The organism is Myxococcus sp. RHSTA-1-4, from assembly GCF_020037125.1.
Lineage (GTDB): Bacteria > Myxococcota > Myxococcia > Myxococcales > Myxococcaceae > Myxococcus.
The window spans coordinates 42,954-65,422 of record NZ_JAIQDG010000027.1 but is presented as its reverse complement, the minus strand read 5'-3'; the positions used below and the strand labels follow the sequence as shown (position 1 = coordinate 65,422).

The following is a 22,469-nucleotide window of genomic DNA, read 5'->3' as shown; positions in this document are numbered from 1 at the left end:
GCGCGGCACCTCGGCCGCGCTCCGCGTATCCTCATCGGACCTGAGGCCAACCCGCCTATGCGTTCAGCGCCGCCGCATGGTGGCGCAGGTGGTCCTCCATGAAGGTGGAGACGAAGTAGTAGCCGTGGTCGTACCCCTCGTGGATGCGCAGCTCGAGCGGCTGGCCCACCGCCTCGCAGGCTTCCCGCAGCAACTCCGGCTTGAGCTGCTCCTGGAGGAACTTGTCACCCGTCCCCTGGTCCACCAGCAGCGGAGGCAGGCGCGTCTTCGAGGCGCGCAGCAACTCGGTGGTGTCGTACTGGCGCCACGCCTCCGTGTCCTCGCCCAGGTAGCCCCGGAACGCCTTCTGTCCCCACGGCACGCGCATGGGCGCGGCGATGGGCGCGAAGGCGGAGACGGAGCGGTAGCGCCCGGGCTGCCGCAGCGCGCACACCAGCGCGCCATGCCCGCCCATGGAGTGCCCGAAGATGCCCTCGCGGTCCGCCCGGGCGGGGAAGTGCGCGGCGATGAGCGCCGGCAGTTCCTTCGTGACGTACGTGCCCATGCGGTAGCGCGAGGACCACGGTGCCACCGTGGCATCCAGGTAGAAGCCCGCGCCCACGCCGAAGTCCCAGGACGCGTCCTCGCCGGGGAAGCCCGCGCCGCGAGGGCTGGTGTCCGGAGCCACCAGCATCAGCCCCAGCTCCGCGGCCATGCGCTGCGCGCCGCCCTTGATGAGGAAGGTGTCCTCCGTGCACGTGAGGCCGGCGAGGTAGTACAGCACGGGCACCTTCCGCTCGCGGGCCTGCGGCGGGACGTAGACGCCGAAGCGCATGTCGCCGCCGCACGCCTCGGAGGCGTGGCGGTAGAAGCCCACGGTGCCGCCGAAGCAGCGGTGCTCGCTCAGCAGGGTGGGGGCGGCCGTCATGAGTACTTCACCACGCTGCGGATGGACTCGCCCCGGTGCATCAGGTCGAAGCCCTTGTTGATGTCCTCCAGCGCCAGGGTGTGGGTGATGAGGTCGTCGACGTTGATCTTCCCCTCCATGTACCAGTCGACGATCTTCGGCACGTCCGTGCGGCCGCGCGCGCCGCCGAAGGCGCTGCCCTTCCACACGCGCCCGGTGACGAGCTGGAACGGCCGGGTGCTGATCTCCTGCCCCGCGCCGGCCACGCCGATGATGATGCTCTCGCCCCAGCCCCGGTGGCAGCACTCCAGCGCCTGCCGCATCGTCTTCACGTTGCCGATGCACTCGAAGCTGTAGTCCGCGCCGCCGCCCGTCAGGTTGACGAGGTACGGCACCAGGTCGCCCTCCACCTCCTTCGGGTTGACGAAGTGGGTGAGGCCGAACTTCTCCGCCATGGCCTTGCGCGCGGGGTTGATGTCCACGCCGACAATCTGGTCCGCGCCCACCATGCGAGCCGCCTGCACCACGTTCAACCCGATGCCGCCCAGGCCGAACACCACCACCTTGGCTCCCGGCTCCACCTTCGCGGTGTAGACCACGGCGCCGATGCCCGTCGTCACGCCGCAGCCGATGTAGCAGACCTTGTCGAACGGGGCGTCCTCGCGAATCTTCGCCACGGCGATCTCCGGCAGCACCGTGTACTGCGCGAAGGTGGACGTGCCCATGTAGTGGTGGACCCGCTCCTTGCCCAGGCGGAAGCGGCTGGTGCCGTCCGGCATCAGCCCCTTGCCCTGCGTGGCGCGGATGGCCGTACACAGGTTCGTCTTGCGAGACAGGCAGGACTTACACTGGCGGCACTCGGGCGTGTACAGCGGGATGACGTGGTCTCCCTTCTTCACCGACGTCACGCCGGGGCCCACGTCCACGATGATGCCCGCGCCCTCGTGGCCGAGGATGGCGGGGAACAGTCCTTCCGGGTCCGCCCCCGACAGCGTGAACTCATCCGTGTGGCAGATGCCGGTGGCCTTCAGCTCGACGAGCACCTCGCCCGCCTTCGGACCTTCGAGGTGCACCGTCTCGATGCTCAAGGGCTTGCCCGCCGCGACCGCCACCGCTGCTCGGATGTCCATACACCCATCTCCCTGCGAGGTTGTTGAAGCGCGAAGAGTAGGCCGCGCGCGGTGGGGAGGGCAGGAAGAATTCCGCGAGCCTCGATGAGTGGACACTCACCTGGAGGTAGGTGAGGGACACCGGAAACGCGAAGGGCCCGGCACCGGCTCGCGGTCCCAGGCCCTTGCGTGCTGCGAGTGGCGTGACGCCTACGGCTTGTTCGTCGCCTGCGCGCCGGCGCCGGCCTTGGCGGCCTTCTGCGCCTCGCTGAACTTCTTGGTCATCTCGGCGAACTGCGCCTGGTACTCGTCGATGCGCTTCTGGTGCTCCTCGGCGCGGGCGTTGGCCTCGTCGACGATGGTCTTGTCCTTGGCGTTCTCCGCGGCCTCCGCCAGCGCCATCTCCTTCTGCTGCCGCTCGTACTCCATGAGGCGGCCCATCACCACGCGCTTGTTGAGGTACGTGTTGGCGGAGTTGACGTTGATGGCCAGCACCTGGTCGTAATAGCTGAGCGACTTCTCCAGGTCGGCCTTGACGATGGGGGCCGACATGGAGCGCGCGCCGCCGCGCTGCGCGTAGATCTCGGCAATCCAGCCCAGGGACGCCTCGTCCTTCGGCTCGAGCTTCAGCGCCTCGTTGAAGTACTTCTCGGCCTCCTCGGTGCTGCTGTTCATGTACATGCTGGCCAGCGTCCGGTAGAGCTCCGCCTTCTCCGCCGGCGTGGTCTTCATCTCCATGATCTTCATGACGGACTTGGAGGCCTCGTCCATCTCGCCGATCTGCATGTGAGCGAAGGCCTTCTTCTCCCAGACCTTCTCCTGCTTGGGGTCGGCCTCGAGCGAAAGGGCGTACGCGGCGGCCGCCTCCTTCCACTCCTTCTTGCTCATGTGGTCGCTGCCCTTGATGCGGTGGGCCTTGGCGGCCTCCTGCTTCTCGTCCTTACAGCCGACGGTGCCACCCAGGGCGAGAACTCCGAGCACCAGACCGACCCTTCCCAGTCGCTTCATGTGTGAACCTTTCGCGCGGGGCCCGGGGGCGTCGACCCCGGCCCGGTCTTGAACTGCCAGTGAGAGCATCCAGCGGACCCTCCCTCACGGGTCCTGATGGTGCCGGGAGCATACCCGAAGTCGCCTGGCTGCCGCCGCTCGCCACGGACGCCTGCCGCCCCGGTCTCCCGGCCCGTCCGCGCCCCCGGTGTGTTCGGCACGCCCACCCACCGTGTCACTGCTAACTTGCGCTCCCCGCGAATGGAGGCCCACGCCATGCCCGTCCTTCCCCGCCGCACCGTCATCCAGGGGCTCATGCTCGCAGCCGCCGGCTGCGCCGCCCCGGCCACGACGACCCGCCGCACGCCCGCGCCGCGTCCCGGGCCCGGGCTCCCGCTGGGAGCGCAGCTCGGAGACCTGAGGGCCGGCGCCGTGACGGTGTGGGGCAAGGCGGACCGGGCCTCGCGCCTGGTGGTGGAGTGGAGCGAGGACCCCCGGTGGGTGAAGGGCGTGCAGCGCGTGGAGGGCCCGGCGCTGACGGAGGCCTCCAACTTCACCGGCGTGGTGGACCTCACGGGGCTGCCGCCCGGGCGGGAGGTCCACGTGCGGGTGCTCGCGGAGGACGGTGGCCGCGCGGGCGAGTCGTGGGAGGGGCGCTTCCGCACGGCGGCGGGCGGGGGGACGGACGTCCACTTCACGTGGAGCGCGGACGTGTGCGGGCAGGGCTGGGGCATCAACCCGGAGTGGGGTGGCTACCGGGGCTTCGCGGCCATGCGCGCCCTGCGCCCGGACTTCTTCCTGCACGTGGGAGACGTCATCTACGCGGACAACCCGCTGGTGTCCGAGGTCCCCCTGCCGGACGGCCGCGTGTGGCGCAACCGCGTCACCCCCGCGAAGTCGAAGGTGGCCGAGACGCTGGAGGAGATGCGCGGCAACTTCGCCTACAACTTCCTGGACGAGCACCTGCGTGCCTTCGCCCGCGAGGTGCCCATCGCGTACCAGTGGGACGACCACGAGGTCCGCAACAACTGGTACCCGGGGCGCAGCCTCGCGGATGACCCGCGCTACACGCAGGTGTCGGACGCGGGCGTGCTGGCGGCGCGGGCGCGGCAGGCCTTCTTCGAGTACACACCCGTGGGCGGCGCGGCGCGCGCCGAGGGGCGCATCCACCGGCAGCTCTCCTACGGCCAGCACCTGGACGTGTTCATCCCCGACGTGCGCGCCTTCCGGGGACCCAACACCCCCAACCGGCAGGAGCGCCCCGGCCCCGACACGGCCTTCCTGGGGCGCGCGCAGCTCGACGGGTTGAAGGCGGCCCTGGCCGCGTCCACCGCGACGTGGAAGGTGATTGCCACCAGCATGCCCCTGGGGCTCGTCGTCGCGGATGGCTCGCACGCGGACGGCCCCCACATGGAGGCCTGGGCCAACGGCGCCGGAGCGCCCCTGGGCCGCGAGCTGGAGCTGGCCGAGCTGCTGTCCTTCCTCAAGGCCCGGCGGGTGCGCAACGTGCTCTTCCTCACGGCGGACGTGCACTACCCGGCCGTGCACCACTACCACCCGGACCGCGCGCGCTTCCGCGACTTCGACCCGTTCTGGGAGTTCGTCGCGGGGCCGCTGCACGCGGGCACCTTCGGCCCCAGCCCGCTGGATGACACCTTCGGTCCCAAGGTGCACTGGCAGCGCCCGGCCACGGTGATGAACGCGGCGCCCTGGGAAGGGCAGCAGTACTTCGGCAGCGTGCGCATCCGCGGAAAGAGCGGGGCGCTCACCGTGGCCCTGCATGACCTGACCGGAGCGGCGCTCCACCAGGTGGAGCTGGAGCCCGAGGCCTGAGGGACGCGGGCGTCACGCAGTCAGCACGAGCTTGACGATTTCCGGCGGGCTGCCCACGCGCATGGGCGGCCCCCAGAAGCCGCAGCCGCGGCTGACGTAGATGTGGGAGTCCTCATGCCGGTAGAGCCCCGCGGCGTGCTCCCAGGCCAGGCCGATGAAGAGCGTCATCGGCACGAGCTGCCCGCCGTGCGTGTGCCCGGAGATCTGCAGGTCCATGCCGCGCTCCGCCGCGGCCTTGAAGTTGGCGGGCTGGTGCGCGAGCAGCACCGCCGCCCGGTCTGGGTCTCTCCCCATGAGCGCCCGTTCCAGGTCATAGCCCTGCTTGTTCCGCCTCCTGCCACCGCTCCAATCGTCCACGCCCACGAGGTCCAGCGAACCGCCCGCGTCGCCGATGCGCACATGGCGGTTTCGCAGCACCTGGATGTCGAGCGACTGGAGGAACTCCGTCCACTCCTCGTCGCCGGAGTAGTAGTCGTGGTTGCCGGTGACGAAGAAGCTGCCGTAGCGCGACTTCAAGTCACGGAGCGCGGCGACGGCCCCGCCCAGCGAGGGGACGTCGCCGTCCACCAGGTCTCCGGTGATGGCGAAGAGGTCCGGGCGGAGCGCGTTGGCCTGCCGGACCAGCTCGTCCATGAAGCGCCGCTGGATGAAGTGGCCCACGTGGATGTCCGTGAGCTGGACGATGCTGAGCCCATCCAGCGCCTTGGGGAGCTTCGGAATCTTCACCGCCAGCTCGGTGACCTGGGGCGGCGCGAAGGCCCGCCAGCTTCCATACGTGGCCAGCCCTCCGCCCGCGACGAAGGCTCCGCCCGCCATGGTGCGCGCGAGGAAGCGGCGCCGACCCTCGTCGATGGCCGGTGAAGGGACAGGCGCCAGGGCAGGGGAGGCGACCTGGGAGGCAGGCACTGGCCCGGCAGGTCTGTAGGGCAGGACCCGGCGCATGAGAGAGGCGAGCCCCCGGCCCGCGTCCAGCACGAGCAGCGCGATGACCATGCACAGCGCCACGCCCATCCACGTGTACGTCGCCACGGTGACGGAGCCCCCGAGCCGCTCCGGCAGTGCGTCCAGCAGCGTGCGCCGGAAGCCCAGCACGAGCGTCAGCAGGACGAACACGGTCAGGGCCAGGAGCCTCGGCAGGCGGCCATGCAGCAGGTGCCGCACCAGCCGCCGGTACAGGTACAGGTGGCCGAGCACGGCGCCGAGCCCGATGAGCATCGAGAAGGAGAAGAGCCGGAACGACATTGGGCGGGTCCCACGGATGAGGCGTGAGAGGAGGGTACCACGGCGAGACGATGTGAACGGGCCTCCGAGCCGCAAGCACCGGGGGGGGGAGTAATGGACAGTGATTCCGTCCGCATGTTCGCGGACGGTCTTCGTCCCGTGGCATGCCGGCTCGTGCGGCTACATTCCGGCCAGCGGCACGGACGTGGCATCAAGGAATGGTCATGGACAAGGTCATCGTCATCACGGGAGCGAGTGGGGGTATCGGCGCGGAGCTGGCGCGCCAGGCGGGAGGGAAGGGTGCGAAGCTGGTGCTGGCCGCGCGCAGGCAGCCTGAGCTGGAGGCCGCTACGGCCCAGGCAGGGCGTGAGGCCATCGCCGTCGTCACGGATGCAACGCGGCGGGCGGACATGGAGCGGTTGCGTGACGCGGCGCTGGCGCGCTTCGGCCGCATCGACGTCTGGGTGAACAACGCGGGCCGCGGCATCACCCGGTCCGTGGCGGAGCTGACGGACGAGGACCTCGAAGCCATGTGGCGCGACAACGTGAACAGCGCGCTCTATGGGATGCAGGTGGTGCTGCCGCACTTCCAGTCGAGGAACGCGGGGCAGATTGTGAACATCTCCAGCACGCTGGGGCGGCTGCCCATCGTTCCGCACCGCTCGGCGTACAGCGCGGCGAAGCACGCGCTCAACGCGCTCAGCGCCTGCCTGCGTCAGGAGTTGCTGGAGACGCATCCGGGCATCACCGTCACCGTGGTGATGCCGGGCGTGGTTGCGACGGGCTTCGGAGACAACGCGCTGGGCGGAGGCCCGGACTCACGCACGCTGTCCGGAGCCCAGGGTGTGGAGGACGCCGCGAAGGCCATCCTCGACGTCATCGAGCATCCGTGTGCGGAGGCCTATACCCAGCTGGCCACCCAGGCCCAGGTCGAGCGCTACTACCGCGACGTGGGAGCGTTCGAGCAGGAGATGGCCGCCCGCTTCGGACGCTGAATGCTCATATCGGTCCTGCTCCCGCCCCGGGCCCCACTGCCCGAGGGGGTCGAAGAGACGGAGGAAGCCGGCAACTCCGGGGCACCGCGCCGGGAAGGGTCAAGTCCCGAATCGTGTGTAGGAGGGGGGTGAAGGGCCCCTTCTTCGCGAAGTGCGTCATCACCCTCGAAGGCCGCGTGGAGCGCTGAAGGATCTTCTTCACCGGGTTGGAGTTGCTGCGTCGCCTGGCGTCCCTCGTGCCTGGTGCCTCGGGCAAACCTCACGAGGTTCCACGGCGTCTTCGCTCCAGGCGCCAAACTGCGGCCATTTCTGGTCCCTCAAGCAGGTGCGGAGGAGGTGCGCGCGGGGCTTGAGGCAGCGGCCAGGAAGGAGCGGATGAAGGAGCGGACACCGCGAGTGTCGGTCTCCAGGCTCATGGGGCCAGGGGACGGACACTTTCGCCAGCCACATGGGGCCAGGCCGTCTCCAGGGGCATGGGGCCACCCGCTGCTGCCGCGCACCTCATGGGAGGGCGGCCTGGGCAGCAGTGTGCCCCATGGGGGGCTCGGCGTTGGTACGAGCAGCGCTACGCCGGCGTGGGCGGTCCGAACCACTGGGTGAGCGCGTCACGCAGCCCCGAATCCGTGCCGTCTCCCACCCACGCGACATGGCCATCGGGCCGAACCAGAACGGCCGTGGGCGCAGCGACCGCACCGAACACCGGGAGCTCCCACGCGCCCGTGTATCGGGCCTCGACCCTCCGGACCCGCTCCGCCCACGGAGTGATGTCGAAGGCGCCCGGCTCGCCGAGGTTGAGGAAGACCGGTCGGGCCTCGTGCAGCAGCGCGAACACGCGTTTCGGACCGCTCTCAGTGCTCAGCTCGAGGTCGGGCATGCGACGCCCGAGCAGCGGGTGCCCCGCACCGAGGTCGTAGTGGACGTCGAGGCCCGACATCATCGCGGCGTACTGCTTGCGAGGCTGCTCCATCTTCAGCAGCTCGGTCATGTTCTCGCGCAGGGCCTCGGTGCGATCGTCGCCGCGGCCGAGCGCGATCTGAGCCATCGTCAGGCGGAGCACGCGGGCACCGATGGGGTGCCGCTCGGCGTGGTAGGTGTCGAGGAGGGGCTCCGGCGAGATGCCCTTCACCACCTGCGCGAGCTTCCAGCCGAGATTCACGGCGTCCTGCACACCGATGTTGAGTCCCTGTCCGCCCGTGGGGGCATGCACGTGCGCCGCGTCGCCGGCGAGGAGCACCCGTCGCTCCCGGTAGGACGCCGCCTGCCGAGCCATGTCGGAGAATCGGGAGAGCCAGGTCGGATTGCGAACACCGAAGTCGGTCCCGTAGGCCGCAATCAGCGCCGCGCGCAGATCATCCAGGGTCGGCTCGATTTTGTTGCCGACCTGCGGCTCGACCAGCACGACGCCGGCGCGCTTCCCGTCGTCGAGCTTGCCGATGGCGTTGACGCCCCTCTCTCCTCGGCGGATGCCCCACACGGGCTCCTCGGTCATCTCGACCTCGGCGATGAGGAAGCTGGTCGACGCGTCCCAGCCGGGGAACTCGATCCCGGCCTTCTTGCGAATCAGGCTCCGACCTCCGTCGCACCCGACGAGGTACGTCGCCCGGAGCGAGGAGCCGTCCGACAGCTCGACGTCGACGCCGGTGTCGTCCTGCGCGAACCCCGTCACCTCACGCCCTCGATAGAACGTCACCGGCAGCTCGGCGACCCACTCGGCCATGATGCGCTCGATGCGAGCCTGCCTGAGCGCGAGCCCGTAGTTGTGGCGCGTCGGGAAGTCGCTGATGTCGAGCGGGATGAACGAGAAGCCCGCGACCTGCATGATCTGCCCCTGCGAGAGGAAGCGCTCGGCGACGCCCCGCTGATCGAGCACCTCGATCGTGCGGGCGTGCAGGCCGCCAGCGCGTGACCCGGGGAGCTCCTGGTCCACGCGACGCTCGACGACGGCGACGTCGCTCCCCGCCAACGCCAGCTCGGCTGCCAGCATCAGGCCCGTCGGGCCGCCTCCGGCGATCAGCACTGCATGGTTGTTCGTGGCCGCACTGCGTCCGGATTCGTTGTGCATTCGTTCCTCCGTGCCCGCTGTTTTTCGCGTGCGGCCGGCGTCTGTGCCTCACAGAGGGGGGCTTGAGGCAATACCCGGGTCATGGCATACAGCTGGATGTAGCAAGGGGGAGATGTCGCGTCCCGCATGCGCCTCCCCCGAAGCGAAACGCTTCCTCCAAAGCTCAATGCCAATCAGCTGAGCAAGATCGGGTCGCGGCACGGGCCGCTTCTCCGGAACGCACAAGCCACGTCCCGTCCTGCCTGAGGTTCTACCGGGTGTCTGGCACGGTGCCCGCCGCGAAGTGCGCCACGGCCGACTCCGAGGACGTCCCCTCGCGAAGGGCGTGAGCGGTGCGTGGGGCGGGGCCATGGGCGGCGAGCTCACCGTCATTTGGAACCGCCGACGCGTGAGGCGGCTCATGTGGAGGCGGCGGGAATCGAAGCCGCACGGGCGGATTGGGTCCCTCCTCGGACCACAGGCTGCCCGCCCGGTCTTCCCTCTGGAAGAGAGAGGCGGAGGACGAAGAGCGCTCGGCACGAGTGGCCACCATGTGCCCCGGCATGGGACACGGGCTAGAATCGGCTCGTCACTCGGCTCGCGGAGACCTCTTGGTGATCCTGCGCAACGTAACGGATGAAGACCTCCCGATCTTCTTCGAGCACCAACGGGACGCAGTCGCGCTGCGCATGGCCGCATTCCCGTTGCGGGAACGCGATGCCTTCCTGACCCACTGGCGCACGAAGGTTCTCCGCCCCGAGAACGTGACCCGGACCATCGTCGTTGGCGGCCTGGTCGCTGGGTACATCGGCAGTTGGGAACAGGACGGCATGCGCCTCGTCGCCTATTGGCTGGGTCGCGAGCACTGGGGCAAGGGCATCGCGACACGGGCGCTCTCGGAGTTCCTCGTGATCGAGCCGACTCGTCCGCTTCATGCGTGGGTCGCTGTCCACAACGTCGGGTCGATCCGAGTCCTCGAGAAGGGTGGCTTCCGCACGGTGGCCCAGGAGAACCCGCAGCACGCGGACGGAGTTGCCGAGGTACTCATGACGCTTGGTCCGAAATAGGATAAGCCGGGTACGTCCCTTGCGAGAGCCGCTCCGCGGACCTGTTCCGCAGCATCATCATCCGCGAGAAGTACGCGCGGTGGGCCGCGACGCTGAGCGTGACGATGCGCCAGACGCATGTGGCCGGAGAGAAGCTGTTCATCGACTTCAGCGGTGATGGCCTGGACGTGGTGGACGCGAAGACGGGCCGGTGAGTGTCAACGTAGATGTCGCGTGAGAGGATTAAGCCGAGCGCTTCAACTCCTGCAGTGCCTGGGAGGGGTGCGGGGAGGGGCCGAGGCGCACGGGGCCGGCGGGAGTCCAGTCGCGCGTCTTGCCGCGCCAGCGCTCGGGGTGACGGCGGCGAGCGCGCAGGTAGAGCTCGGCGCGCTGGGCCAGCACCTGCTGTTCGCGGCCGAAGTGACGCTCGTCCGGGGTGACGAAGCTCAGGGCGCTGTGGCGGTGCTGGCTGTTGTACCAGGCGACGAAGGAGGCCACCCAGCCCTTCGCCTCATCGAGGGAGGCGAAGGGCCTGTCGGGGAAGCTGGGCCTGTACTTCAGGGTGCGGAAGAGAGCCTCGGAGAAGGGGTCGTCGTCCGAGACGCGCGGGCGGCTGAAGGAGGGCACCACGCCCAGCCACTGGAGGGTGGCCAGCAGGGTGGCTCCTTTCATGGGGCCGCCGTTGTCCGAGTGCAGCCGCAGGCCCGCGGGGCTGCCGGCTTCCAGCGTCGCCCGACGCAGCAGCGCGGAGGCGTTGTCGGACGACTCCTCCTCGTGCACCTGCCAGCCCATGATGCGGCGGCTGTACACGTCCACCACCAGGTAGAGGTAGAGGAAGGCGCCACGTACCGGGCCCTTGAGGTAGGTGATGTCCCAGCTCCACACCTGGCCGGGAGCGTTCGCCACCAGTTGGGGAGGCGGACGAGGCGTGGGCGCCCTGGCTCGTCCCCGGTGCGCCAGCTGCTCTTCTTCGCGCAGCACCCGGTAGAAGCTCGACTCGCTGGCCACGTACTCGCCCCGGTCGGCCAGGCAAGGGACAATCTGCTTGGGCGACATGTCCCGGAACTCCTCGCTGTTGGCCAGCGCCAGCACCTGGCGCCGCTCGGCGGGCGACAGCTTGTTGGCAGGGGCCTGGCGTGGGCCGCACCGCCTGTCTTGGGCCGTCTGGGGCTTCCTCCAGCGCTGCACCGTGCGGGGGCTGACGCCCAGCCGCTGGCATACCGTCTCCAGCCGCACGCCCTTTGCCAGCGCCCCGTCCACCAGGGCCAGCGTCACTTCTCGCTCCGCTCGAGCGACGCGTCGTCCTCGTCGCGCTCCCTCTCGTCCCAGCCCAGCTCCTGAAGTTTTTCGAGCACCAGCAGTGCCGCTGTCTCCGCCAGCGCCTTCTCCTTGCGCCGCAGCTCCTTCTCCAGCTCCCGCACCCGCTTCTCCGCCGCCGCCAGCCGCCGCCGCTCTCCGGCCGTCATGCCCCCGGCCGCCGGCGCCTCCGCCAGCGCCCCGGTGGCCGCGCCCCGCCAGGCCGTCAGCTGCGCCTCGTGCAGCCCCTCACGCCGCAGCAGCGCGCCCAGCGCCTCGCCGCTCAGCCCTTCGGCCGCCGCCAGCACCCGCAGCTTCTCCGGCCCCGTCCACTTCCTCGCCACCTTCGCCGCCTCCGGCTGCTGCTCAGACTCGCTCGTCATCGCTCCCAACGTAGCCCTCTTCAGCCACTTCGACAGCGTCGACTGCGGCACTCCCACCTGCTTGCCCAGGGCCGTCGCGCTCAGCGCCTCCGGCCCCATCATCCGGCGCACCATCTGCTCCTTGAACTGCTCCGTGTACGGCACGTCCTCTCTGCCCTTCACGCCCCCTGGGTGCTTCTGCCGGCCTCGCGGTCCGGGCGACAACTACGCTGGCACAGGGGGTACCGGCCGGACTTCCCCCAGACTTTCGGCTGCCTCCAGGATGCCCGCGGTTTCTGCGGCGACTTCTTCCGCTGGTACAACGAGGAGCACCACCACGGCAGCCTCAGCCTGCTCACGCCCCACGACGTGCACCACGGCCTGGCCGCCGAGCGCCTCGCGGCCCGGGCCGCCGTGCTTGCCGCCGCCTACGCTGCTCACCCCGAGCGATTCCCGCGCGGTGCACCCAAGCCGCAGGTGCTGCCGAACATCGTCTGGATAAACGACCCCGCGCGGCTCTCCACTTCTCAGGAGAGTGCGCAGTAATCTCACGAACTCACTGTCTCATCCGCGTTGACAGGTTCCGGGAGATCGAGAAGGAAATGGAGCAGATAAGAGAGGAGCGAAGAGCTGCGGCGGCATGCGGATATGGCTACATGATTGGGGTGAGCACCCAAGCGCACAAAGAGGCGCTGCTGGAACGGGATCAGTCCCTCAATATCGTCGTCACGGGGTGCAAACGATGACGACGCAAAGCAGCCTCGGCATCATCGTCTACGCGCCTGCTCTGGTGGGCAACGACCGTCGGACGCTCGATATCGTCCATGGGATGGAAAAGGCGCTCCCCGGCTTGCGCCTGGAGTGGCGGATCTCCGACAGCGGGCGTCCCATCGCATTGCCGCAGCGCGATGCGTGGCTCGCAGAAAAGACGCGGGACGGGAAATTCCCTATCCTGTGCAATGGGGACGAGAGCTACCCCGTGACGGTTAATGGTAGTGGAAGAGATGGACTTTTCAGCCCAGGCGGTCAGCCCCTGTTTGAGGTGCATGCGGAACTGCCACTGGACGAGCGCGTGAGCGCGTCAGCGGCGGCGGTGCTTGAGAGCGTGGCGGAGGGGGCGTGTGCGCTGTGGGGGCGCGCGACGCCATACGACGCTGCGGTGGATATCGCGTATCAGACAGCACCCACGCAGGGGGGGCCGCCGTCCCCACGCCGGGGGCTGCCCGCCCTGAAGCTCTTCGAGCACATCCGCTCGCCCGAGATTCCTTTTTACCTCGGGTGGCTGAACTATTGGTCTGCCGCTGCCGCACGCGCCATCGGATTCCCAGACCCCTCGCGCGACGCCGAGCTGCTCTCGCGGGCGCGGCGCACGGCATCGGGCGGGTGGGTGGTGCAGCTCACGGAGGCACCGCTTCATCTCGATGACCGCGCCCACTTGGACGCGCTTAAGCGGGCCTACGAGCGCTTCCCGGAGATCGGCGGGCGTGTCACTCCGCGCTGAGGGGACTGCTGCGCGTCCCCTGGCGCGCACCACCGGGGCCGAGCTGGAGCTTGTTGGCGTTCACGAGGAAGCGCGGGAATTTGGACCGGGACAGCGGACGGGTTCCGCGAGTCCGCCGCCCCGGCGTTCGGCTCAGCGCTTCGACTTCGTCTTGCGCGCGGCCGCGCTCTCCTCGGCGGCTCCGCTGCCGCTCAGCGCGCCGACTTCTTCGAATCCCGCGCGGCCAGCCAGCTGTCGTGGAGCCACTTCTCCGTCTGACGGTGGCCGGGCATGGTGATCCACACGATGTCGCGCTCGAACACCATGACCTTCTCGTTCGTCCCGACGATGACCCAGAACCAGCGACCGTCCTCGGTGTTGCGCATCTTGACCTTCATTCCCGTCACGGTGACGAGCTCCGGGCGCCCCTGGCGCGTGACACGGACCGGCTCGTCATGGGGCTCGATCCAGCTGATCTCCATGCGCGGCAGCAGGTCGGGCGCGTACTCCTTCAGGAAGCTCATGGCGATCTCCCGGGTGCGCTCCCGGGAGGGCAGCTTGTCGCTCTCGTAGGCGAGGTCCATGTGCGCGAAGCCCTTCAGCAGGCCGGCCTCGTTGACCACCAGGCTGAAGTGCTCACCGCCGAGCCCCGTGTTGCGCCCGTCCTGCCGCTCGAAGCGGGTCAGGGTGGCGCGCTCTCCATCGACGGTGACCTCTCTCGTGGAGACCTGCTTGTACCCCTCGGGCGTCAAGCCACTGAACGAGGCGGTCGTCCTGGCGGTCTGGGCGGCACTGGCTGCTGGCATCTTGCGCTCCTTCGAGGTCTGGGCGTGTGCGGTGACACCGGCTGCCAGGACCATGCTGGCGGCCGCGGTCCAACCCGCGATGGCATTGCGCTTCTTCATGGGTGGGTTCTCCTTGGGGTTGAAGAAGGTCGCCAAGGCTGCTGACGAAACGATGCAGCTATACGCTCACGCCTCGGGGGGCGCTACCGGATGCTGCGTGCATTTGCATGTCTGGATATCTGTCATTGGCGTCAAGTCATCCCGCGGATGTCATCACTGTCAGTCCTCGTCCAACTTGGAGAGAACAGGACGGTGTCCTTGAACTCCGCACCGCCGACGGTGTTGTCGCGGGCGCGGAGCGAGCGAGCCAGTGTCAACCAGTGAATATCGTAAATAGCCGTTAAATCCGCCTTACTGGCCCAGATAACATCTCCTGAAAATAACGTTTCTGTCACGACGCACGGCGGGTTCGACTGGGGACGCGCTCCCGGTGTGGGGCGCCTCTCCAGAGGAGAACCGCATGCGCCACGCGTCGAAGTGGGTCGCCTGTCTCGCGTTGTGTCTCAGCGCGCTGGGCTGGGCCTTCCAGCCCTCCCAGCAGAGCACGCTGGCGAGTCAGGCCTTCTTCAAGCCCGAGCTATACCTCCCCATCTCCAACGTGCCCCTGGAGGAGGCGCGCGTCCACCTCGAGCGCCTCGGGCCGAGCGCCTGGGACGACTTCTTCGCGCGCAATGGCCGCGACTTCCACGTGTACCTGGATCCGCTGACCGGCACGCCCTCCGCCATCCAGGGCGCCATCCCCCTCATCCCCGGCACGGGCGTGGGGAACAAGGTCACCCTCTCCACCGTCCACCAGCAGCTCGGCCGCTCCGTGGGGAAGGTGGACGAGGCCGTCGTCGCGGACCTGCTCTTCAAGTTCATCAGCGACAACCAGGCCGCCCTGGGCGTGGACCTGCTCCAGCTCGGTGAGCCCCGCGTGACGCAGGTCACCGACACGCTCTGGCACGTCCTCATCCCGCAGCAGCTCCAGGGCATCCCCGTCCGCCACGGCCGGCTCGTGGCCACCATCAACCACGGCAACCTCGTGCTCATCGGCACCGAGGCCTGGAGCAACGCCACCGCTTCCACGAAGCCCACCCTGGCCGCGCAGCAGGCGCTGACGGCCGGCGGCGAGCGCTTCGGGCTCCTGGAGACTCCGGGCCAGCTCTGGATGCAGCCCGAGCTGGAGCTCGCCCCCCTGGCCAACGCCGACGCCAAGGGCTTCGGCGAGGGCTACCGCCACCAACTCGTGTGGACCTACGGCTTCCAGAACCCCGGTGAGCAGGAGCGCTGGAAGGTGACGGTGGACGCCCACACCGGTGAGGTGCTGGCCCTCGAGGACGACAACCACTACCTGGACGCCACCATCAAGGGCGGCATCTACCCACTGACCAGCACGGAGATCTGCACCCAGAACGAGGCGTGCGGAACCATGCAGGTCGACACGCCCATGCCGTGGGCCAACACGGGCCTCGCGTCGCCCAACAACTTCACGGACGGCGCCGGTGTCTTCAACTACAGCTCCGGCAACGTCACCACCACCCTGGCCGGCAAGTACGTCCGCGTCAGCGACACCTGCGGCTCCGTCAGCTTCAGCTCCTCCACCGGCAACGTCCAGATGGGAGGCACCAACGGCCAGCATGACTGCACCACGGGTGGCGGCGGGGCGGGCAACACGCCGGCATCGCGCTCCGCCTTCTACGAGGTGAACCGCATCGCCGAGCTGGCCCGCGGCTGGCTCCCCAACAACACCTGGCTGCAGGGCCAGCTCACCGCCAATGTCAACATCAACAGCACCTGCAACGCCTTCTGGAACGGCTCCACCATCAACTTCTACCGGAGCGGCGGCGGGTGCCGGAACACGGGCGAAATCGCCGCCGTGTTCGACCACGAGTGGGGCCACGGCATGGATGACTTCGACTCCGGCGGCGCCCTCAGCAACTCCTCCGAGGGCTACGCGGACATCGCGTCCATCTACCGCCTGCAGGCCTCCTGCGTGGGCTACGGCTTCTTCCACACCAGCGACCGCGGCTGCGGCAAGACGCCGGACGGCACCGGCTACAACCAGAACGAGGCCCAGACGGGCGCGGCCTGGTGCAACACGAAGTGCTCGGGCGTGCGCGACGCGGACTACATGGCCCACGCCAACCAGACGCCGGCCACGCCGCAGAACTTCGTGTGCACGAAGTGCAGCTCCAGCACCGGCCCCTGCGGCCGCCAGGTGCACTGCGCCGCCGCGCCCGCCCGCCAGGCCGCGTGGGACCTGGTGGCGAGGGACCTCCAGGCGCCTCCGTTCAACTACGACTCGAACACCGCCTTCATCATCGGCAACAAGATCTTCTACCAGGGCAGCGGCAACATCGGCTCGTGGCACGCCTGCAACTGCACCGCGGGCACCTCGGATGGCTGCGGCGCGAGCCACGGCTACATGCAGTGGCTGGCCGCGGACGACGACAACGGCAACCTGAACGACGGCACGCCGCACATGACGGCCATCCATGCCGCGTTCAACCGCCACGGCATCGCCTGCAACACGCCCGCTCCGGCCAACTCGGGCTGCGCGAGCGGTCCGAGCGCCGCGCCCACCGCCACCGCCACCGGCAGCGACGGGCAGGTGGCCCTGAGCTGGAATGCGGTGGCCGGCGCCAGCGAGTACTGGGTGATGAAGACGGAGGGCTACGCCGGCTGCGACTTCGGCAAGGCGAAGGTGGCCACCGTCACCGGCACCGCGTACACCGACGGCGAGGTCGCCAACGACCGGCGGTACTGCTACTCGGTCGTCCCGGCCAGCTCCAGCGCCTGCTACGGCCCGGCCGCGGCCTGTGTCTGCGCGACGCCGGGTGGGCCCTGCACGCCGCCCGGCGTGGCCACGCTCTCCGCTCCGGCGGACGGGGCCACGGGCGTCGCGCTGGCCCCGGCGCTCGACTGGGCGGACGTGGCGGGCTCCACCTCCTACGAGGTGCAGGTGGCCACGGACTCCGCCTTCACCAACGTGGTGCGCTCCGGCACGACGGTGGGCTCCACGTGGACCGTCCCGTCCGCGCTCACGGCGAACACCCAGTACTTCTGGCGCGTCCGCGCGGTGAACAACTGCGCCAACGGGACCTACAGCGCCGCCTTCCGCTTCACCACCACGGACCAGACGTGCACCCCGCCGGCGAGCCCGGCCCTGGCGAGCCCCGCGGACACGGCGGAGGGCGTCGCGCTGTCCCCGGTGCTCGACTGGAGCGACGTGACGGGGGCGACCTCCTACGAGGTGCAGGTGGCCTCGGACTCCGGCTTCACCAACGTGGTGCGCTCGGCCACGGCACTCGCGACCAGCACGTGGACCGTCTCCCCCGCGCTCACCGCGAGCAGCCGGTACTACTGGCGGGCCCGCGCGGTGAATGGCTGCGGCGCGGGCAGCTACAGCGCCCCCTTCAGCTTCAACACCCAGGAGGGTGGCACGTGCACGGTGGCGCTCGCCTCCTATGACGCCTCGCTCGGGACGCCGGTCTGCGGCACCGGGTGCGGGTGCGACACGGGCACCATCGTGAACAGCCGTGGCAGCCAGTTCCTCGGGGCCGAGCCCAACGAACCCAACACGCTCGATGGCTGCCCGGATGGCCCGTGGGGCTTCTACCACTTCGACGAGAGCATCGACCGCGTCGTGCTCAAGAGCGTGGACGGTGGGCCCATCACCCCGGGCAAGCAGGTGAAGGTGGACGTGACGGTCTGGTGCTACGACGCCACGGACAAGCTGAACCTGTACTACACGCCGACCCCGGGCCTTCCGACGTGGTCGTCGCTCGCCACGGGTCTGGCCTGCACCGCCAGCGGCGCGCAGACGTTCAGCCACACCTTCACCGTGGGAAGCGGCGCCGGGCAGCACGCCATCCGGGCGCAGTTCGTGGAGGCCAGCAGCCTGCAGGCGAGCTGCAGCTTCGGCATCTACGATGACCACGACGACGTCGTCTTCGGCGTGGCGGCCGCGGTGGCCTCGGGCGACGCTCCGAAGCCGTCCAAGCAGGGGCGGGCGAGAGCCACTCGCTAACCCCGGCCGTGCCCCAGCCCGCCCGGTCGCCTGATGACCGGGCGGGCTTCTTGTGCGTGCTGTTCCCCCTGTGGGAAGAGGGTGGGGCCCCGTCCAACCGGGTCTCCACCTACGCAGGGGGTTCGAATGAAATGGCTCAATGCACGCGCCGCGGGCGTGCTCCTGGTGTTCGCGCTGGCCGTGCCCGCCGCCGAAGCCGCGTCGCGGCAGCAGGAGCTCGACCGGCTCGTCGCGAAGTACCACCAGTTGCGCCAGTTCAACGGGGCGGTGCTCGTCGCCGGCGAGAAGGGCATCATCTTCAAGAAGGGCTACGGCCAGGCGAACCTCGAATGGCAGGTGCCCAACACGACGGACACGAAGTTCCGCATCGCGTCCGTCACCAAGCCCTTCACGGCGACGGTCGTCATGCAGCTCGTCGCCGAGGGCAAGCTCAAGCTCGACGACACCCTCACGACGCACCTGCCGGACTACCGCAAGGACACGGGCAGCCGCGTCACCATTGCCCATCTGCTCAACCACACCTCCGGCATCCCGAGCTACACGACGCCCGAGTTCTTCCAGCGCGAGTCGCGCAATCCCTATCCGGTGGCGGAGTTCGTGAAGAAGTTCGCCAGCGGCGACCTCGAGTTCGAGCCCGGCACGAAGTGGGCGTACAGCAACTCCGGCTACCACCTGCTCGGCGCCATCATCGAGAAGGTCACCGGGATGCCGTACGCGGAGGCGGTGCGGCAGCGCATCTTCGCCCCGCTGGGGATGAAGAACTCCGGCTACGACGTCACCATGGCGGTGCTCCCGAAGCGCGCGAGCGGGTATCAGCTCGGGCCCGACGGGTACGTCAACGCGCCCTACCTGGACATGTCGATTCCCTATGCCTCCGGCTCGCTGTACTCCACGGTGGAGGACCTCTACCTCTGGGACAGGGCGCTCTACACGGACACGCTGCTGCCCGCGCCGCTGAAGCAGCGGATGTTCACCCCGGGGCTGAGCCAGTACGGCTATGGCTGGGAGGTGCGGCCCTTCAAGCTGGACGATGGCAAGACGGAGGTCTCCACCACCCTCCACGATGGGGGCATCAACGGCTTCAGCTCGCTGCTCGTCCGGGCACCGGAGCGCAAGGAGCTGGTCGTCCTCCTGGACAACACGTCGCGCGGCGACAAGCTCGATGCGCTCGCGCGCGGGCTGCTGAGCATCCTGCACGGCATCAAGCCCCAGCAGCCCCGGAAGCCCGTCGCCGAGGCCGTGCTGGAGGCTCTCGACAAGGCGCCCGTGGCGGAGGGAATCGCCCGCTACAAGGCGCTGAAGGCGACGAAGGCGGCCGAGTACGACTTCTCCGAAGGGCAGCTCAACGGCGTCGGCTACCGGCTGCTCATGTCCGGGAGAGCGTTGGATGCGATTGAAATTTTCAAGCTGAACGTGGAGATGTTTCCCAACAGTGGAAATCCCCATGACAGCCTGGGTGAGGCGTACCTGGTGAGCGGGAACAAGGAGCAGGCGCTCGTGAACTATCGCCGCGCCCTGGAGCTGGACCCCTCCAATGTGAACGCGGCGGAGACCGTCAAGCGGCTGGAGAAGGCGGGAGGCGCCGCGAAGTAGCTCCGGGCCGGGGTGGAGACACGCGCCCGGCGCCTGCGCCCCAGACCGCTCCTCGGTCTACGTCACGGAGTGAGCCCCGCGGTCCAGGCCCGCCGCCATGGGTGCGGCGGGCCGGCCTCGCTACTCGTACCGCAGCGACTCGATGGGAGCGAGGCTCGCCGCGCGCCGGGCGGGCCAGATGCCGAAGAACACGCCCACGGACGCGGAGAAGGCGATGGCCACGACGATGGCCTCGGGAGCGACGACCACGCTCCAGCCCGCGACCCGTTGAAGCACCGCGGCGCCGCCCACGCCCAGCAGCAGCCCGAGCGTGCCACCGGCCAGACACAGCACCAGCGACTCCACGAGGAACTGGAGCAGGATGTCCATGCCGGTGGCGCCCAGCGCCTTGCGCAGGCCGATCTCCCGCGTCCGCTCCGTCACCGACACGAGCATGATGTTCATGATGCCGATGCCGCCCACGAGCAGGGAGATGGCGGCGATGCCGGCCAGCAGCAGGGAGAAGGTCTGCGTGGTCTCCTGCATGGTGGTGAGCAGCGAGGCCTGGTCGCGGATGTTGAAGTCGGCCTGCTCCTCCGGCCGCAGCCGGTGCTCGCGCCGGAGCACCAGGTCTATCTCCGCCATCGCATTGTCCATGGACTTCTCGTCCACCGCCTGCACGGCGATGGAGCGGATGCGGTCGGTGCCCATCACCCGGAACTGGGCGGTGGCCAGGGGGATGTAGAGGCTCTCGTCCGGGTTGGAGAAGCCCTGGGCTCCCTTCTCCGCCAGCACGCCGATGACCTCGAAGGGGATGCCGCGGATGCGGAGGGTCTCTCCCACCAGTGACGACGAGTCCTTCAGCCCGAGCTGGGTGCCCGCGAGCGCGCCGAGCACCACCACCCGGCGGCGGCCCCGGTCCTCCGCGTCCGTGAAGAGGCGGCCCTGGACCACCGTGCCCTGGTTGATGTCGAAGTAGGACGGCCACGTTCCCACGACGGACAGGTTGGCGTTGCTGGCGCCGTACTCCACCTGGAATCGCGACTCGATTTCCGGAGCGACGGCCTGGACGTAGCGCGGGTTCTCGCGCAGCGCTTCCGCGTCATCCACGGCCATCGACGCCTGTCCCCGGCCCAGGCCGCCCTGGAAGGCCTGCCCGGGGCGCACTGTGAGGACGTTGGTGCCGAGTGTTTGCAGCCGCTGCGCCACGGAGCGTTGCGCGCCTTCACCCAGCGCGACCATGGTGATGACCGCGGCGATGCCGATGACGATGCCCAGCATCGTCAGCAGCGACCGGAGCTTGTTGGCGAGGACCGCGTCGAACGCGACCCGGATGATTTCTCCCATGACCTGGCCTCCCTCTACCGCGCTCCGCCACGGGGCGCGCCGCCCGCGCCCATCATTCCGCCCGCCATCTGGCGCATCCGCTCGTTGCTCCGCTGCTGTTGCTGCTTGAGCTGGGCGACGGAGATGAGCAGCACCTGCTCGCCAGGCTCCAGCCCGCTCACCACCTCCGAGCTCTCCCAGTCACTCAGCCCGAGCACCACGCGCCGGGGCTCCAGCCCCTTCGGGCCCTGCACGAAGACGATGCCCGGCCGCGTGTCTCCCGGGGCCTGCCGACCTTCGCGCGCGCCCTGTCCACCACGGCTTCCGCCCCAACTGCCCTGGCCCGAGCCTCCACCGGCTCCGGCCGCGGCGGGCACGATTGTTCCCATCGCCCCGGCTCCGGTGGCACCCGCCGCGGCATCGCCCTGTGCGGCACCGCCCGCGCCCGCCGGCCGCATCACCGCGCGCACCGCCTCCTCCGAGACGCCGACGGCCGCCGCCGCGGACCGGGCGTCGCGCAGGCTCGCCACCGCCGCGTTCGGCACGGTGATGGCGTCGCGCCGCCGGGAGATCTCGATGGATACCTCCGAGTTCATCCCCGGCCGCAGCAGCCCCTCGGAGTTGTCCAGCCGCACGAGCACCGGGAAGAGGGTGACGTTCTGCTCGATTACGGCCTGGGGCTCCACCTTCACCACCTCGCCCACGAAGGTGCGGCCCGGGTACGCCTCCATCGTCACGCGCGCCCGCTGGCCGGGCTTGATCTGCCCCACGTCCGTCTCGTCCACCTTGGCGCGCACCTGCATCACCGACAGGTCCGCCATCTTGAAGAGCGTGGTGCCGCCGGACACGTTGGACGTGGCGGAGGCGATGATGAGCCCCGGTTGGATCTGCCGCTCCAGCAGGGTGCCGGCGATGGGCGCGCGGATGGTGACGTCCCGGCTGCGCTCACGGGCGAGCTGCAGGTTCGTCTCCGCACGGACCTTCGACGCCCGCGCGGTGGCGGCGGCGTCCACCGCCGTCTCGTACTCCTGCTGGGTGACGTAGCCGGACTTGCGCAGCTCCTCCAGGCGCAGGCGCTGGGCCTCCGTGGTGTTCAGCTTCACCCGCGCGGACTCCACGTCCGCCTGGGCCTGGGCCAGCGCGTTCTGCACGTCCCGCGGGTCGATCTCCGCCAGCAGCGCGTCCTTCTCCACCTTGTCCCCGGTGTCGAAGTGGACGCGGAGGACTTCACCGGACGCCTTGGACTTCACCTCCACCACGCGAAGGGGCTCCACGAGTCCGGAGGACTCCGCCACCACCTCCATGTCCCGCCGCTCCACCACCGCCACCGAGGCCGAGCGCTCCTGCGCCTGCGGCTCTCCACCTCGCGTGGTGGTGTACACCCCCCCCGCTCCGAGCAGGACCGCCACGGCGCCCGAGATGACCCACTTCTTCGTCTTGCTCACGACGTTCCTCCAA

At 69.4% G+C, this 22,469-nt stretch carries 16 protein-coding genes and 1 pseudogene; 8 read left to right on the top strand and 9 right to left on the bottom strand.

The genetic code is table 11. The annotated features are described in order from the left end of the window. Nucleotides 1-55 precede the first annotated feature (55 nt). From fghA to K8638_RS31000, 3 genes are all read right to left on the bottom strand, one after another. Complete coding sequence (fghA, locus tag K8638_RS31010) at nucleotides 56-907, bottom strand: S-formylglutathione hydrolase (protein WP_223758282.1); 852 nt, start codon at nucleotides 905-907, stop codon at nucleotides 56-58. Further along, nucleotides 904-2,016: an S-(hydroxymethyl)glutathione dehydrogenase/class III alcohol dehydrogenase gene (locus K8638_RS31005; RefSeq protein WP_223758281.1), complete on the bottom strand. Its 1,113-nt coding sequence runs from the start codon at nucleotides 2,014-2,016 to the stop codon at nucleotides 904-906. The genes fghA and K8638_RS31005 overlap by 4 nt, the downstream gene beginning before the upstream one ends. 189 nt (nucleotides 2,017-2,205) lie before the next feature. Further along, on the bottom strand, nucleotides 2,206-3,003 hold the full coding sequence (locus K8638_RS31000) for a tetratricopeptide repeat protein (protein WP_223758280.1): 798 nt from the start codon (nucleotides 3,001-3,003) through the stop codon (nucleotides 2,206-2,208). Between the two features lie 255 nt (nucleotides 3,004-3,258). Between K8638_RS31000 and K8638_RS30995 the strand changes: the two genes are divergently transcribed. Beyond that, nucleotides 3,259-4,815: an alkaline phosphatase gene (locus tag K8638_RS30995; RefSeq protein ID WP_223758279.1), complete on the top strand. Its 1,557-nt coding sequence runs from the start codon at nucleotides 3,259-3,261 to the stop codon at nucleotides 4,813-4,815. Nucleotides 4,816-4,827: 12 nt separating this feature from the next. Here K8638_RS30995 and K8638_RS30990 read toward each other — a convergent pair whose 3' ends face one another. After that, a complete protein-coding gene (locus K8638_RS30990) occupies nucleotides 4,828-6,057 on the bottom strand; it encodes a metallophosphoesterase (RefSeq protein WP_223758278.1) in 1,230 nt (409 codons plus the stop codon). Between the two features lie 197 nt (nucleotides 6,058-6,254). On the opposite strand from K8638_RS30990, the gene K8638_RS30985 reads away from it, so the two are divergent. Then, complete coding sequence (locus K8638_RS30985; protein ID WP_370644148.1) at nucleotides 6,255-7,031, top strand: SDR family oxidoreductase; 777 nt, start codon at nucleotides 6,255-6,257, stop codon at nucleotides 7,029-7,031. A gap of 565 nt (nucleotides 7,032-7,596) precedes the next feature. On the opposite strand, the gene K8638_RS30980 is transcribed toward K8638_RS30985, so the two are convergent. Continuing rightward, complete coding sequence (locus K8638_RS30980) at nucleotides 7,597-9,093, bottom strand: FAD-dependent monooxygenase (RefSeq protein WP_223758276.1); 1,497 nt, start codon at nucleotides 9,091-9,093, stop codon at nucleotides 7,597-7,599. Between the two features lie 593 nt (nucleotides 9,094-9,686). Here K8638_RS30980 and K8638_RS30975 point away from each other — a divergent pair. After that, complete coding sequence (locus K8638_RS30975) at nucleotides 9,687-10,139, top strand: GNAT family N-acetyltransferase (protein ID WP_223758275.1); 453 nt, start codon at nucleotides 9,687-9,689, stop codon at nucleotides 10,137-10,139. 222 nt (nucleotides 10,140-10,361) lie between these two features. On the opposite strand, the gene K8638_RS30970 is transcribed toward K8638_RS30975, so the two are convergent. Beyond that, a protein-coding gene (locus K8638_RS30970; protein ID WP_370644153.1) for an IS3 family transposase occupies nucleotides 10,362-11,911 on the bottom strand; the annotation gives its coding sequence in 2 pieces (ribosomal slippage) (nucleotides 10,362-11,461 and nucleotides 11,461-11,911; 1,551 coding nt in all). A gap of 108 nt (nucleotides 11,912-12,019) precedes the next feature. On the opposite strand from K8638_RS30970, the pseudogene K8638_RS30960 reads away from it, so the two are divergent. The 3 genes and pseudogenes from K8638_RS30960 to K8638_RS30950 form a co-directional block, all read left to right on the top strand. After that, nucleotides 12,020-12,322: pseudogene (locus K8638_RS30960) on the top strand (IS3 family transposase); the annotation flags it as partial. Between the two features lie 56 nt (nucleotides 12,323-12,378). Continuing rightward, nucleotides 12,379-12,522, top strand: coding sequence for a DUF6310 domain-containing protein (locus K8638_RS44690; protein WP_255663006.1), 144 nt, complete (start codon nucleotides 12,379-12,381; stop codon nucleotides 12,520-12,522). Further along, nucleotides 12,519-13,277: a DUF5953 family protein gene (locus K8638_RS30950; protein ID WP_223758273.1), complete on the top strand. Its 759-nt coding sequence runs from the start codon at nucleotides 12,519-12,521 to the stop codon at nucleotides 13,275-13,277. The genes K8638_RS44690 and K8638_RS30950 overlap by 4 nt, the downstream gene beginning before the upstream one ends. 191 nt (nucleotides 13,278-13,468) lie before the next feature. On the opposite strand, the gene K8638_RS30945 is transcribed toward K8638_RS30950, so the two are convergent. Next, nucleotides 13,469-14,161 carry a hypothetical protein gene (locus K8638_RS30945; RefSeq protein WP_223758272.1) on the bottom strand — a complete coding sequence of 231 codons (693 nt, stop codon included), beginning with the start codon at nucleotides 14,159-14,161 and terminating at the stop codon, nucleotides 13,469-13,471. Nucleotides 14,162-14,561: 400 nt separating this feature from the next. Between K8638_RS30945 and K8638_RS30940 the strand changes: the two genes are divergently transcribed. Then, complete coding sequence (locus tag K8638_RS30940; protein ID WP_223758271.1) at nucleotides 14,562-18,113, top strand: endopeptidase; 3,552 nt, start codon at nucleotides 14,562-14,564, stop codon at nucleotides 18,111-18,113. A 126-nt stretch (nucleotides 18,114-18,239) separates the two neighbouring features. Next, the gene (locus K8638_RS30935) at nucleotides 18,240-19,706 is read left to right on the top strand and encodes a serine hydrolase domain-containing protein (protein WP_223758270.1); all 1,467 of its coding nucleotides are present in this window, start codon (nucleotides 18,240-18,242) and stop codon (nucleotides 19,704-19,706) included. 120 nt (nucleotides 19,707-19,826) lie between these two features. On the opposite strand, the gene K8638_RS30930 is transcribed toward K8638_RS30935, so the two are convergent. Both K8638_RS30930 and K8638_RS30925 read right to left on the bottom strand, forming a co-directional pair. Beyond that, nucleotides 19,827-21,032 carry an ABC transporter permease gene (locus K8638_RS30930; protein WP_223758269.1) on the bottom strand — a complete coding sequence of 402 codons (1,206 nt, stop codon included), beginning with the start codon at nucleotides 21,030-21,032 and terminating at the stop codon, nucleotides 19,827-19,829. Between the two features lie 14 nt (nucleotides 21,033-21,046). Beyond that, nucleotides 21,047-22,456, bottom strand: a complete 1,410-nt coding sequence (locus K8638_RS30925) for an efflux RND transporter periplasmic adaptor subunit (protein WP_223758268.1) — start codon at nucleotides 22,454-22,456, stop codon at nucleotides 21,047-21,049. Nucleotides 22,457-22,469: the final 13 nt, after the last annotated feature.